Genomic DNA, 14,609 nt, shown 5'->3' with positions numbered 1-14,609 from the left:
CTGATGTGGCGTCTGTCGCTCAGTTCCGTACGCCATCACGCGCTGCTCTTCGCCGGGACCTTCGTGTCACTGGTGTGCGGAGTGACGCTGATCGCCCTGTCGGCCATCGCGCTGACGGCCACGTGGAACGTGGAACCACCGCCGGGCCCCGGGCTGCCCTCGATCACCGTCGAGGACGGCCGGGGCACCGCGCACGTCTTCACTCCGGGTGAGCTGGACATGGGAGGAGTGCAGACCGTGCTCATCCTGACGGGAGTGATCGCGGTCTTCCTCACCTGCTTCGTCGTGGCCGGGACCTGCGCGCTCAGCACCGCGCTCCGCCGTCAGGAGCTGGGGATGCTGCGGCTGGCCGGCATGGGCCGGCGCCAGATGCGTCGCATGGTGACCCGGGAGTGCCTCGTGGTGGCGGTGCCCGCGACGCTTGCGGGGTGCCTCCTGGCCGTGATCGCCGCTCCATGGGCCATGCGTGCCCTCGGTGCCACCGGCCTGTCCCCGGTCGACCTGCGGGCCGGTCCTGTCGCCGGCCCGTTGACGGTGGCGGCGATCAGTGGATTCGTCCTGGCCGTGCTCGGCTCCCGCGCCTCCTCCCGGCGCGCCGCGCGCGTGCGGCCGGCCGAGGCGCTGAGGGAGGCCCGGCTCGACACACGGGTGATGACGGTCGGACGGTCGGTGACGGGTGCGGTGGCGGCGCTCGCGGGCTGCGCCGCGCTCGCGTCGACCCCCGGGGCCGACCTGGAGGCCGCCATGCCGCTGACCCTGTGCGGGGCACTCGCCCTGACCCTGGCGGCGTCGTCGTTCGCGCCCCTCGTGCTGCCCGCCGTCGTGCGGCTTGCCTCCGTGCCGCTGCGGGGCGCGGCCTCGGCGCCCGCGCGGATCGCCGTGGCGGCCACGGGGACCTCGCGGCTGCGGACGGGGGCCCTCGCGGTGCCCGTCCTCGTCGTGCTCGCGGTCGTCACCGTCTTCAGTTCGGTCCTCGTCGCCACGTCCGCCACGGGCAGGGCTGACGACCGGCAGAGGAGCGCGGGACAGCTGGTCGTCGAACCGGTCGCGGACGGAGGGCTCGACGACGGCGTCCTGGCCGCGCTGCGCGCGGATCCCCGCGTGTCCGTGGTCTCGGCCACGTCCGCTGTCGAGCTCGCCGTGGCGGACGAGACCACCGCGCGGCAGGACAAGGGCGTCGTGGTCGACCTGCCCGCGCTGGCAAGGACCCATCGGATCGACGTGAGGGAGGGGATCGTCACGGCCCTCGCCCCCGGCACCGTCGCGATCTCCCGGGAGTTCTCCGACTGGTACGGATACCGCGTCGGGACCCGGCTGACGTACGGACTTCCGAACGGCGAGCCCGTCACGGCACGGGTCGGCGCGGTCCTCGAGGGCGGCTCGGCCGTGCCGCACCTGCTCCTGCCCGTCGGCACGCCCGGTGCCCCGCCGCCCCAGCGGGCCACGGTGCTGCTGGCCGATCCGGGGAGGGACGCCCCCGGCGACGTGGCACGGGACCTGACCGCCCTCCTCGGCCCCGATCGCCTGCGGGTCCTCACCACCCCCCAATGGTTCGCGGAGTCGTCGGACGAGCAGGACCGGGCGAACCTCGTCCTGCTCGTGGTGCTCGCCGTGCCCTCCGCGGCGTACGCGCTCATCGCCGTCGTGTGCGGGCGTCTGATGGCGTACAGCCGACGCGGTCCCGAGATCGCGGCGATGCGCCTGCTGGGTGCCAGCCGCCGACAGGTGCGGATGACGGCACTCTGGGAAGCCGTCGCCACGACCCTGGTCGCCGTCGCGGTGGCGGCCGTCCCCGCCGTGGCCTCGCTCCTCGTCTACCGGTCGGCGCTGCGAGCCGCCTACGGCACGCCCGTGCTCGACGTGCCGTGGGGAGTGCTCACGGGACTGGCGACCGCCTGTCTGGTGGCCGCCTCGGCAGCCGGGCTGTTCGCCGTACAACGATTCCTCGACAGGGAGCAGGGCCTCACATGCGCGTCCTGATCGCCGACGGATCCGCCCTGATGCGGATGGGGCTGGTCAGGCTCCTGGCGGATGCCGGGGCCGAGGTCGTGGCCTCGCTGGACAGCACGTCGAACGTCGTGGAGGAGGTGCGCAGGACGGAACCCCAGGTGGCGATCGTCGACCTCGGAATGCGTTCTGGTGCGGACGAGTGGATCCGGGGAGTGCGACGAATTCAGAGGTCCTGTCCCGAGACCGGGGTCCTGGCCCTCACCGATTACCTCGACGTCGACCAGGTGAAGGAATTGGTCCAGAACGCCACCGGAGGCATCGGCTATTTATTGAAGCAGCGGGTCGAGGGAATTCAGGAGATTCTCACGGCGCTGGAAAAGGTTTCCCGGGGTCAGGTCTTCCTGGACACCGAGCTGTGCGAAGCGTTCATCAGCGGCCCCTATGGAATCAGTGGCGGTTCCAGGCTGACCGAGAGGGAGCGTGAAATCATCGAGCTCGTTTCGGCAGGTATGACGAACCATGCCATCGGATGCCGGCTCGGCATCTCGGACCGCGCCGTCGAGAAGCACGTGACCTCGGTCCTGACCAAGCTGGGAGTCCCCCAGAGCAGCACAGGGCACCGGAGGGTGCTGGCGGTGCTGACCCATTTACGGAACACCGGACGGATGCCGCCGACGCGGTGACACGCTTCTCACCCGCTCCGCGGCGAACATGTCCCGAGACCCGCCGACCACCTCCGTCGCGCTTCTGACCTGGCAACTTTCCTGCCAGGGAAACTTCTTGCCTGCGACCGTCCCCTCCATCAACGATGAGGGGGTACGGCTGCCCGCACCCCGGTGGTGCAGGAAGCCGTACGGGCAGAGTCGGCCGCACTGTTCACCTCGCATGTGCGGCTCGGCGGAATCGGTCGACGGATGGGTTGGAAATGGACGCGCAGCAGATTGCGGATCAGCTGCGAAAGTTGACGAAGAAAAACGCCGTTCCCGGCGCGCAGCTCGCGTACTCGGGTTCTCGGGGTGACATGTCCGTGGCCGTCGGCGTCCTCCGTCACGGACGCCGCGAACCGGTGGACGAGCGGACCGCGTTTCCGTTCGGTTCGGTGACCAAGGCGTTCACCGCGACTCTGGTGGCCCAGCTCGCCTCGGACGACGAGGTGGACCTGGACCGACCGCTCGAAGAGATCCTGCCCGAATGGCGAGGACCGAAGGACGGGGCGAAGTCCCTCACCGCCAGGCACCTGCTGACCCACACAGGGGGTCTGATAGGCGAGCACCACCCCGCCGACTCCTCCTCCCCGTCCCTGTTCCGGTACGCGACGAGCCTGTCGTCCGTGCCCCCGCTGCACGCCCCGGGGACCCGATTCTCCTACTCCAACGCCGGCTACTGCGTTCTGGGCCGACTCGTCGAGGAGGTCGCGGGCGGGACGTGGCAGGAGGTGCTCCAGGGCTTCCTCCTGAGGCCCCTGGGCATCAGCCCGCACTTCCTCCACGGCGCCGGTCCCGACGACCGGCCCCGTGCCCACGGCCACGCGGTGCGTCCAGGCCGGGGCGTACCCCTGCCGGTGGAGCAGACACTGCCCCCGGCCTGGGCGCCGGCGGGAGGACTCGGCGGAAGCGCCGAGGACCTGATCGCCTTCTGCCGGCTGCACCTGGGACGTCACCCCACGGCCTCGCGCCTCCTGGCCGACGAGGACCGCGCCGCCATGCACGCCCCGTACCCGGCCGCCGAGCCCTTCGGCATGGCCGACGGCTGGGCGCACGGCCTCGCCCTGTACGGCTCTCCGGACGGCGGATGGCTGGGCCACGACGGCACGGTGGACGGCACCGCCTGTCACGTCCGGTTCAACCCCCGGAGCGGAGAGGCCGTCGCGCTGACGGCCAACGCCACCAGCGGCACAGGGCTGTGGTTCGACGTCGTCGCGGAACTCCGCGCATGCGGCGTCGACGTCGGCGACTACCGGCTGCCCGTCCCCTCGGGGGAGTCGACGACGGCCGACCCGGGCCTCCTCGCCTCGCTGGTGGGCGACTACGCCAACGGCGACACCCTCTTCACCGTCCGTCCGCACGGCGACGGCCTGCGCCTCGGCGACCGTACGGGACTGGTGGCGGATGTCGTCCTCCACGACGACCTCGTGTTCACCGCAGAGCGCGTCGACACCGTCGCGCCTCCCTACCCGGGACGTTTCCTTCCCGATCACGACACCGGCGACATCGGTCTCATGCAGCTGACGGGGCGCACCGCGAAGCGCGTGTCCACCGCGGGCTGACCCGCGGCGCCTCTTCTCCGTCCACTTCTCTTCCCGGCGGTCCGACAGCGGACCCGCCGAGGCACATCAGCCCATCTTGGAGGCACAGCTTGACTCGCGCCGCAGCATCGGCTGACCGACCGCTCTCCCCGCACGTGGAGTTCTGGCGGGAGCGACTCGCCGGCATCGGCCCGCTGGACCTGCCGACCGACCGCCGTCGCCCCGTCGTGCGCTCCGCGCAGACCGCCACGTACGCGCTCGCCCTGCCGCGCGATCTCGCCGAGGCGGCCCGCGCGCTCGCCGCAGCGGAGGGCACCGGCCTGTTCGGCGTCTTCACCGCCGCCGCGCTCGCCCTGCTCACCCGCTACTCGGGGCAGGACGACATCGCCGTCGGTACGCTCTCCCCCCGCACCGGGCACACCGTGGTGCTGCGCGGCGACGTCCACGGCGAAACGGCCTTCACACGTCTGGTCAGGCAGGTGAAGGAGCGGACGGACGAGGCGCTGCGCCATGACACGGTGGCACTCGCCGAGCTCGTCGAAGCACTCGCCCCGGAGCAGGACACGAGCATGACGCCGTTCGTGCAGGCGATGATCGTGGTGCGGAACGCGGAGGTCGCCGAGGCGGTGCCGTTCGACCCCCTGGACCTCGCGTTCGAGTTCCAGGTCGAGGGGGACCACGTCACCGTGGTCGTCCACTACTCCACGGCGCTCTTCGACGAAAGCACCGTCGAACGCCTCGGCCGCCACTACCTGGTGCTCCTGGCCGGCGGTCTGGAGGACCCCGCCAGCCCGATCAGCGCGCTGCCCGTCCTGGGGGAGAGCGAGTACCACCAGGTGGTACGGGAGTGGAACGACACCGGCCTGGCCGTTCCCCGGAGCAGTTTTCCCGCGCTGTTCCGCACGTGGGCCGAAGCACGCCCGGACGCCGTCGCGGTCATCGACGAGCACGGGCCGCTCACCTACCGCGAACTGGACCTGCGCTCCAACCGTCTCGCCCACCTGCTGCGCGGGAAGGGCGCGGGCCGGGACGTGCTCGTCGGACTCTGCGTGGAACGCGGAGCGTCCGTGATCGTGGGGATGCTCGGCATCATGAAGGCCGGTGCCGCCTATGTCCCGCTGGACCCCCACTATCCGGCGGACCGGCTGGCGTACATGCTCAAGGACTCCGGCGCCCCGCTCATCGTCACCCAGAAGAGCCTGGAAAACCTGCTGCCCGCGACCGACTCGGTCGTGGTGCACCTGGAGCGGAACCCGGCCTCGCCCGGAACCGAGCCCGACACCCCGCCGGAGAACGGCCCCGTCCCCGAGGACCTGGCCTATGTCATCTACACGTCGGGCTCCACCGGTACCCCCAAGGGTGTGCTCGTCTCGCACGCCGGCATCAGCAGTCTGGTGACCGCGCAGACCGCGCACTTCGACGTCACCCCCGACAGCCGCGTCCTCCAGTTCGCCTCCATCAGCTTCGACGCGGCGTTCTGGGAGATCTGCATGGGCGTCCTCACGGGCGCCACGCTGGTCATGGGATCCGAGACCACGCTGCAGCCCGGTGAGCCGCTGGCGGCCTATGCCGCCGAGCACGGAGTCACCCACGCCACGCTCACCCCGACGACGGTCTCCGTACTGCCCGAGGGACGCGGACTGCCCGCCGGGGCGACCCTGGTCGTGGCCGGCGAGGCGAGTACCGGCGACCTCGTCGCTCGCTGGTCCGCGGGACGGCGGATGATCAACGCGTACGGGCCGACCGAGACCACCGTGTGCGCGACGATGAGCGCCCCGCTGAGCGGCGCCACGGTGCCGCCGATCGGCGCTCCCATCACCAACTCCCAGGTGCACGTGCTCGACGACAGGCTGCGTCCGGTTCCGGTCGGCGTGCGCGGGGAGCTCTACATCGCCGGCGCCGGCCTGGCCCGCGGCTACCACGGCCGCGCCGGACTGACCTCCGAGCGGTTCGTCGCCAACCCCTTCGGCGGCAGGGGCGGCCGGATGTACCGCACCGGCGACATCGTCCGCCGCCTGCCCGACGGCTCGCTCGAGTACCTGGGCCGCGCCGACGACCAAGTCAAGCTCCGGGGCTTCCGCGTCGAACTCGGCGAGATCGAGGAGGCGTTGACCCGCCATCCCGATGTGCGGCAAGCCGTGGCGGTGACGCACAACACCAACCTGGTCGCGTACGTGACGCCGAGCGGCGCGGTCCGCCCGTCGCCGGAGGACCTGCGGGCACGGGTCCGGGACCAGCTTCCCGACTACATGGTCCCCTCGGCCGTGGTGGTTCTCTCCACCCTGCCGCAGACCCCGAACGGCAAGATCGACCGGAAGGCGCTGCCCGTACCGGGAGCGGCCCCGGAAGCGGAGGACGGCTACGTCGCCCCGCGCGACGCCGTCGAGGAGACCATCGCCGCCGTCTGGTCCGAAGTGCTGGACGTCGAACGGGTGGGCGTGCACGACGACTTCTTCGCCCTGGGCGGCAACTCGATCCTCTCGGCCCGGGCCGTCTCCCGGCTCCAAGCGGTCCTGGGGGTCAAGTTCTCGCTCCGTGTCCTCTTCGACACCCCGACCGTGGCCGCGCTCGCCGCTTCGGTGCCCTCCGAGCAGGGCGGGGAGGCCCCGATCCCGTCAGCCGCCCGCGACGCGGCGCTGCCGATGTCCCACGGCCAGCAGCGCCTGTGGTTCCTGGAGGAGTTCGACCCGGGCAGCGCCGAGTACCACACCTCGGTGGCGCTGCGCCTCTCCGGCCCCCTGGACCTCCCCGCGCTGCGAGGAGCCCTCACCGACCTGACGGAGCGGCACGAGTCCCTGCGGACGACCTTCGGCGTGGTGGGCGGTCAGGGCGTCCAGGTCATCCACCCGGCCCTCGAACCGGAGTGGAACAGCACCGACCTCTCCTCCGTCCCCGGGGACCTCCGAGAGGACCGGCTGCGCGAACTGGTGCGAGCGGAGGCCGCACGCCCCTACGACCTCCAGCACGGCCCGCTCGTCCGCGTCCTGCTGGTGAAGACCTCCACCGACCAGCACGTCTGCGTGCTGGGGATTCACCACATCGTGACCGACGGCTGGTCGACCGGGGTGATCACCCGGGAACTCGGCGAGTTCTACGCGGCCCGGCTGGACCGCCGGCCGGCCGAACTGCCCGCTCCCCGTATCCAGTACGCGGACTTCGCCGTGTGGCAGCGCACGCGTCTCACCGACAACGCCCTCGTCAACCGACAGGCGGAGTGGTGGCAGGAGAAGCTGAGCGATCTGGCCCCGCTGGAGCTGCCCACCGACCGTCCCCGACCGTCCGTGCGCTCGTCCGAAGGGGCCGAGGTCCGGTTCGAGATCCCGGTGGGCATCGCCGAGTCGGTGCGGAAACTGGCCGGTGACCGGGGAGCGACGCTGTTCATGGTGCTCACCGCCGCGGTCAAGACCGTCCTCGCCCGGTACTCCGGGCAGGAGGACGTCACCGTCGGCACCGCCTCCTCCGGACGCGCCCACCGGGACCTGGACCAGCTCGTCGGATTCCTCGTCAACACGGTCGTCCTGCGCTCGCGCATCGACCGGGACCTGTCCTTCGCCCAGATCCTGGACCAGGTCAGGGAGACGGTCCTCGAGGCCTTCACCCGCGAGGACCTGCCGTTCGAGCGACTGGTCGAAGCGGTGCAGCCGGAGCGGGACATCAGCCGCACGCCGCTCTTCCAGACCATGGTCGTCCTGCAGAACGCCCCCGCCGGGGACCTCCGGATGCCCCGGATCGAGGCGCGTCCCTACGACGTGGAGCAGGTGGCCGCACCGTTCGACCTGTCCTTCGAGTTCGTCGAGCGCGGTGACGCCGTGGCGGGCCGGATCGTGTACAGCACGGCCCTCTTCGACGGAGCGACGGTGGAACGGCTCGCCCAGCACCTGACGGTGCTGCTCGACGCCGCGGCCCAGGACCCCGACGTCAGGGTCGGCGCGCTTCCGATGCTCACCGACCGCGAGCTGCACCAGGTCGTCCACGCCTGGAACGACACGACCCGACCGCTGCCCGGGCTGACGCTGCCGGAGCTGTTCGCCGAGCAGGCGGCACTGCACCCGGACGCCTGCGCCCTCTCCTACCTCGGTGAGCGGCTGACCTACCGCGAACTCGACGAGCGCGCGAACCAGCTCGCCCACGAACTGGTCGCCGCGGGCGCGGGCCCGGACCGGCTCGTCGGTCTGTGCATGGAACGCGGCACGCAGATCATCGTGGCCATGCTCGCGGTGCTCAAGGCCGGCGCCGCCTACGTGCCCCTGGATCCGGCCTATCCCGCCGAGCGGCTGACGTACATGCGCGAGGACGCCGGCCTGGGCCTCCTGGTCACCCAGGGGCACCTGCGGGACCGGATCGAGGCCCTGGGAGAGGGCCTGCGCGTCGTGGACGTGGACGGTGACGCGGCGTCCGTGGCGGCCCGTCCGACGACGTGCCCCGAGCCCGCCCTCGCCGCCGACCACCTCGCGTACGTCATCTACACCTCGGGGTCCACGGGTGCCCCCAAGGGGGTGATGACCTCGCACCGGGCGGTGGTCCGCCTGGTCCACGAATCCGGGCTCATGGACGTCCGGCACACCGACGTCGTCCCGCAGTTCGCCTCCGTCTCGTTCGACGCCAACACGGTCGAGGTCTGGGGCACGCTGCTGAAGGGCGCGCAGCTGGCCATCCATCCGCCGACGCCGCCGACCGGAGCCGAACTCGGTGCCTTCCTCGAGCGCGAGGGGGTCACCGTGGCCGGTCTGACCACCGGGCTCTTCCACCAGGTCGTCGAGGACGACCTGGCGGCCCTGGGCCGGCTGCGACTGGTGGCGGTCGGCGGCGACAAGATGTCCCCCGAGCACTCCGCCCGTCTGCTGGCCGCCCACCCCCGACTGCGTCTGAGCAACGCCTACGGCCCCACCGAGGCGACCTCCGTCACGACGGCGCACGTGATCGACCCGCAGGCGGAGCTGCACGGCGCGGTCCCCCTCGGCAGGCCGATCGGCAACACCCGGGTGTACGTGCTCACCGAGCACCTGCTGCCCGCACCGATCGGCGTACCGGGCGAGCTGCACATCGCCGGTCCCGGCCTGGCCCGCGGTTACCTGGGACGGCCGGGCCTGACGGCCGGCTCCTTCGTGGCCGATCCCTACGGGAAGCCGGGCGAGCGCATGTACCGCTCCGGTGACCTCGCCCGCTGGCGGGCCGACGGCACCCTGGAGTTCCTCGGCCGGGCCGACGGCCAGGTCAAGATCCGCGGCTTCCGCATCGAGGTGGGCGAGGTGGAGAGCGCCCTGAAGCAGCACCCGGCCGTGGAGAACGCCGTCGTCGTCCCGCACCGGGCCGCCTCCGGCCACCGCCGGCTCGTCGCCTACACGGCGTCCTCCCGCCGGGTGACCGCCGCCGAACTCCGCTCCCACCTGTCGGGGCTGCTGCCGGACCACATGATGCCCTCGGTCTTCGTCGTTCTGGACAAGCTGCCCCTGACCGCCCAGGACAAGGTGGACCTGCGCGCCCTCCCGGAGCCGGAGTTCCACGCCGACCGGTCCACTGTCGAGTACGTGGCTCCGCGCAACAGCGCGGAGGCGACGCTGGCCTCGGTGTGGGCCGATGTCCTCGGCCTGGAACGCGTCGGCGTCCAGGACAACTTCTTCGACCTGGGCGGCGACTCGATCCTGTCCCTCCAGGTCGTGTCCCGCGCACGCCAGGCAGGACTCGAACTCTCCTCGAAGCTGCTCTTCGTCCACCAGACCATCGCGGACCTCGCCCCCTCGGTCGGCGTCCTCGCCGCCGACGGCGGGCGCGGCTCCGACGAGGCCGCGACGGGGAGGGCCGAACTGACGCCCATCCAGCGCATGTTCTTCGAGCAGCACCCGGAGGGGCCCGCGCACTACGCCATGTCGATCCACGTCGAGCTGGCGCACGGCACCGACACCGCCGTGCTGAAGCGCGCGCTACAGGCGGTGGCGACCCACCACGACGCCCTGCGCATGAGGTTCCGGCCGGAAGACGAGGGGTGGATCCAGGAATACGCGGACCCGTCCGAGGCGACCGTGACCCTGACCGAAGTGGATCTCTCCGCGCTCTCCGAGGACGCCGCGGAGGAGGCCCTCCACCACGCCGCGCTGACGGCCCAGAGCACGTTCGACCTCGCGTCCGGCCTGCTTCTCGCGGGGGTCCACGCCCACCTCGGAGGCGGACGGAAGCCGAGCCTGTTCCTGACGGCGCACCACCTCGTCATGGACGGTGTCTCCTGGCGCGTGGTCCTCGACGACCTGGCGAGGGCGTACGCGCTGATCGCCCGCGGCGAGGACGTCGACCTGGGCGCGCGTACGAGCAGCTACCAGGACTGGGCGCGGCGTCTGTCGGAGCACGTCCGGGCCGGCGGCTTCGACAGCGAGGTGCCCTATTGGACGGCCGTCGAGACGGGCGTGGCGCTGCCCCGCGACGGCCGGGCGGCCAACAGCTTCGGCTCTGCCGAGGTGGCCTCGGTCTCCTTGGACCGTGACGAGACCAGGGCGCTGCTCCAGCAACTGCCGCCGGTGTACCGCACCCAGATCAACGACGTGCTGCTCACCGCGCTCGCCAGGGTCCTGAAGCGGTGGGCCTCGTCCCCGGTCACCATCGCCCTGGAGGGGCACGGCCGCGAGGACCTCTTCGAGGACGTCGACCTGGCCCGCACGGTGGGCTGGTTCACCACCGCCTTCCCGGTCTCGCTCGACGTCCCGGACCAGGACTGGGGCACCGCCCTCAAGTCGGTCAAGGAGCTCCTGCGGGCCATCCCCGACCGGGGCATCGGCTACGGCGCGCTGCGTCACCTCTCCGCCGGGGACGGCCCGGGCCGGGTCCTGTCGGAACGGCCCTCCCCGGAGATCAGCTTCAACTACCTCGGCCAGTGGGACGGCTTCACCGAGGCGGACGGGCTGATCCGCGGGCGGCGGCCGGGCCTCGGCCGGGAGCAGGCGGCCGGGCTGCCCCGACCGCACCTGATCGACATCGTGGCCGCCGTCACCGACGGCACGCTGAGGATCGACTGGATCTATTCCCCCGGCAACCACGCTCCCGCGACCGTCGAGCGCCTCGCGGACGAGTTCCGATCGGCCCTGCGGGAGCTGATCGACCACTGCCTGCGGCAGGGGAGCGGCGGCGCCACACCCTCCGACTTCCCGCTCTCCGGTCTCGACCAGGAGGGTGTCGACCGGATCGTGGGGGACGGACGCGAGGTGGAGGACGTCTACCGGCTGACCCCCCTGCAGGCCGGCATGGTGTTCCACTCCCTGGCGGACCCCTCGGCCCCGACGTACTTCGAGCAGATGACCTACGTGTTGGACGGGGTGTCCGACCCGGACCTGCTGGCCCGCGCCTGGCAGCTCGTGGCGGATCGCCTGGAGATCCTGCGCGCCTCCGTCGTCTGGGAGGACGTCGCCCGGCCCCTCATGGTCGTGCACCGCAGGACGGTCCTGCCGGTCGAGCGGCTGGACTGGCGGGACCTGGACGCCGCGGAGCAGGACGAGGCGCTGAGGCTGCATCTGGCCGAGGCCCGGGCCCGGGGTCTGGACCTGGCCCGTGCCCCGCTCGTCCGGATCGCGCTGATCCGGACGTCCGACACGTCCGTGCGGGTCGTCACCGGCTTCCACCACCTCCTGCTGGACGGCTGGAGCGCCTTCAGCGTGCTGACCGAGGTCCACGACGCCTATAGGTCGCTGCGCGCGGGCAGCACGCCCGCACTTCCCGCCCGTGTGCCCTTCCGCGCCTACGTCGAGTGGCTGGAGCGGCAGGACGTGCCTCGGGCGGAGTCGTACTGGCGCGACCTCCTGGACGGCGTCGGCGCATCCACACCCCTGCCCTACGACCGGCACCCCCAGGCGGGGCACGAGTCCCTGTCGACCGCGCGGGTCTCGGCAGCACTCTCCCCGGACTCCTCGGAGCGACTGTTCGCCTTCGCGCGGCGCCACCGGCTGACGGTCAACGCGGTCGTGCAGGGCGCCTGGGCGATGCTCCTCTCCCGGTACTCCGGCGAGCGCGACGTGGTCTTCGGCGCGACGGTCTCCAGCCGGCCGACGGATCTGGCCGGTGTCGACACGATCGCGGGCCTGCTCGTCAACACGCTGCCGGTGCGCGTCGACGTCGACGACACGGCGCCGGCGGCCGAGTGGCTCGGTCGCGTGCAGCGCTCCCAGGTGGAGTCCCGGACGTACGAGTACGCGTCGCTGGCACACATCCAGAACTCCACCGGCGTCGGTCCGGGGACCGATCTCTTCGCCAGCCTCGTCGTCTTCGAGAACTACCCCAGGGACGACCAGCCGGCGGGGGAGGACGGCCTGTGGCTGCGGGAGCTGGAAGGCATGGACATCACCAGTTTCCCGCTCAACCTGTTCGCCTACACCGACGACGGATTCCACTGCTCCCTGGTCTACGACCCGGCCCTGTTCGACCCGGCGACCATCGAGCGGATGGCCGGTCACTTCACGGCGCTGCTGGAGGGGATGGCCGAGGACGGCGACCGCCCCCTGGGCTCGGTCCCCATGTTCAGGGACGGCGAGTTCGAGCGGGTCCTGAACGAATGGAGCGACACGCCGGGCGTCCCGACGCCGGAGGGCTGTGTCCACCAGGCGGTGGCGGCCCAGGCCGCCGTGACCCCGGACGCCACGGCGGTCCATTCCGCCGGGGAGTCGCTGACCTATCGGGAGCTGGACGAGCAGGCCAACGCCCTCGCCCATCATCTGATCGAACTGGGTGCGGGCCCCGGCCGGCCGGTCGGCCTCTCGGTCGAGCGCGGCGCGCGGATGGTGGTCGGGCTGCTCGGCATCATGAAGTCCGGTGCGGCTTACGTCCCCCTGGACCCCGCCTACCCGGCCGACCGCCGTGCGTACATGCTGCGCGACTCGGGGGCCCGGATCATGGTCACCCTGCGGCAGCCGGACGGCCTGTCCGTCGACGGGATGACGGTGGTCGACCTGGACCGGGACCGGTCCGCGATCGAGAAGCGGCCGACGACCGCACCCGACACGGAGGTGTCCGGTGACGATCTCGCCTACATGATCTACACCTCGGGTTCGACCGGCCGCCCCAAGGGCATCGCCACCGAACACCGCTGCGTGCTCAACCAGTTGGTGAACGTCCGTCACGCCTACGGATGCGGCGGGGACGACGTGTGGACGATGTTCCATTCGTACGCCTTCGACGTCTCCGTCTCCGAGATGTGGGGGTGCCTGACCTCGGGAGGGCGCCTGGAGATCGTGGGGCGTGACTGGGTGCAGGACCCCGTCGCGACGTGGGACCTGCTCCGACGCACGGGGACCACGGTGTTGAGCCAGACACCCGCGATGTTCCGGGCCCTGGTGGAGTCCGCGAGCGCCGCCGGCCGGCCGGCACTGCCCGCGCTGCGGCGGGTGTTCCTGTGCGGTGAGGTCCTGGAACCGAAGCACCTGACCACCTGGTTCGACCGGTTCGGTTCCGAGCGGACCGAACTGGTGAACATGTACGGGCCGACCGAGGCCACGGTCTACGTGACCCACCACAGGGTCACCGAGCGGGAGGTGAGGGCGGGCGGGGCCATGCCGATCGGACGGCCGCTGCCCAGCTACCGGGTATTCGTGCTCGACGCCACCGGTGCACCGGTTCCGGTCGGAGTGACCGGCGAGGTGTACATCGCCGGTGCCGGTCTGGCCCGGGGCTACCTCAACCAGCCCGAGCTGACCGCAGAGGCGTTTCTGCCGAACCCGTTCGGCGGGCCCGGAGAACGGCTGTACCGGTCGGGCGACCTCGCCCGGTGGCGGGCGGACGGCACACTCATGTGCCTCGGCCGGGCCGACGGCCAGGTCAAGATCCGAGGCTTCCGCATCGAGACCGGTGAGGTGGAGGCGGCGCTCACCTCACACCCCGAGGTCTCCGACGCCGCGGTCGTGCCGCACACGCAGGACGACCGGACGTTCCTGGTCGGGCACGTCGTCGCCCCCGGCTGGGAGGAGGCCGACCTCGACCGGCTGCGCGCCCACCTGGCCGCGACCCTGCCGGAGTTCATGGTGCCGGCGGCCTTCCTGCTGCGGGACTCCCTGCCCGTCACCCCGAGCGGCAAGATCGACCGGAGAGCGCTGCCGGCCCCCGACCCCCAGCAGTGGGAGAGCCGGACGGGCTATCAGGCACCGGAGTCCGTCACCGAGGAGGCCCTGGTGGCGATCTGGCAGGAGCTGCTGGGCTCCGACCGCGTCGGCATCCGCGACAACTTCTTCACGGTGGGGGGCGATTCCCTCCTCGCGGTGCGCATGGCCTCGCGGATCAACGCGTCCTTCGGGACCAGCCTCTCTCCCAGGGCGCTCTTCGACCGTCCGACCATCGAGGAGACGGCCAGGGAGATCGAGGAACAGATCCTGGCCGAGTTCGAGGCGAGCGCCGGTACGCCCTGACGGCCCCCGCCCCCACCCTCCACACGTCAGCAGCCCCCCGC

The 14,609-nt window shown here is 71.8% G+C and carries 4 protein-coding genes; all 4 read left to right on the top strand.

Features of this window, described 5'->3' with window-relative positions; all coding sequences use genetic code 11:
• Nucleotides 1-3 precede the first annotated feature (3 nt).
• The 4 genes from ABZ318_RS00350 (at nt 4) to ABZ318_RS00335 (ending at nt 14,568) form a co-directional block, all read left to right on the top strand.
• The gene (locus tag ABZ318_RS00350) at nt 4-1,980 is read left to right on the top strand and encodes an ABC transporter permease (RefSeq protein ID WP_356900243.1); all 1,977 of its coding nucleotides are present in this window, start codon (nt 4-6) and stop codon (nt 1,978-1,980) included.
• Nucleotides 1,968-2,633: a response regulator transcription factor gene (locus ABZ318_RS00345; RefSeq protein ID WP_356900242.1), complete on the top strand. Its 666-nt coding sequence runs from the start codon at nt 1,968-1,970 to the stop codon at nt 2,631-2,633. Before ABZ318_RS00350 ends, ABZ318_RS00345 begins: the two co-directional genes overlap by 13 nt.
• A gap of 242 nt (nt 2,634-2,875) precedes the next feature.
• Nucleotides 2,876-4,216, top strand: a complete 1,341-nt coding sequence (locus tag ABZ318_RS00340; RefSeq protein WP_356900241.1) for a serine hydrolase domain-containing protein — start codon at nt 2,876-2,878, stop codon at nt 4,214-4,216.
• Nucleotides 4,217-4,305: 89 nt separating this feature from the next.
• Nucleotides 4,306-14,568, top strand: a complete 10,263-nt coding sequence (locus ABZ318_RS00335) for an amino acid adenylation domain-containing protein (protein WP_356900240.1) — start codon at nt 4,306-4,308, stop codon at nt 14,566-14,568.
• The last annotated feature ends 41 nt before the right edge of the window (nt 14,569-14,609 follow it).

Source organism: Streptomyces sp. NPDC006197 (genome assembly GCF_040613865.1).
In the GTDB taxonomy this organism is placed as follows: Bacteria; Actinomycetota; Actinomycetes; order Streptomycetales; family Streptomycetaceae; genus Streptomyces.
This window is presented reverse-complemented; position numbering and strand designations above follow the sequence as displayed.

Excerpts from the sequence above, each read along its gene's own strand:
- ABZ318_RS00350 (WP_356900243.1), top strand. The coding sequence starts at position 4 with ATGTGGCGTCTGTCGCTCAGTTCCGTACGCCATCACGCGCTGCTCTTC.
- ABZ318_RS00345 (WP_356900242.1), top strand. The coding sequence starts at position 1,968 with ATGCGCGTCCTGATCGCCGACGGATCCGCCCTGATGCGGATGGGGCTG.
- ABZ318_RS00340 (WP_356900241.1), top strand. The coding sequence starts at position 2,876 with ATGGACGCGCAGCAGATTGCGGATCAGCTGCGAAAGTTGACGAAGAAA.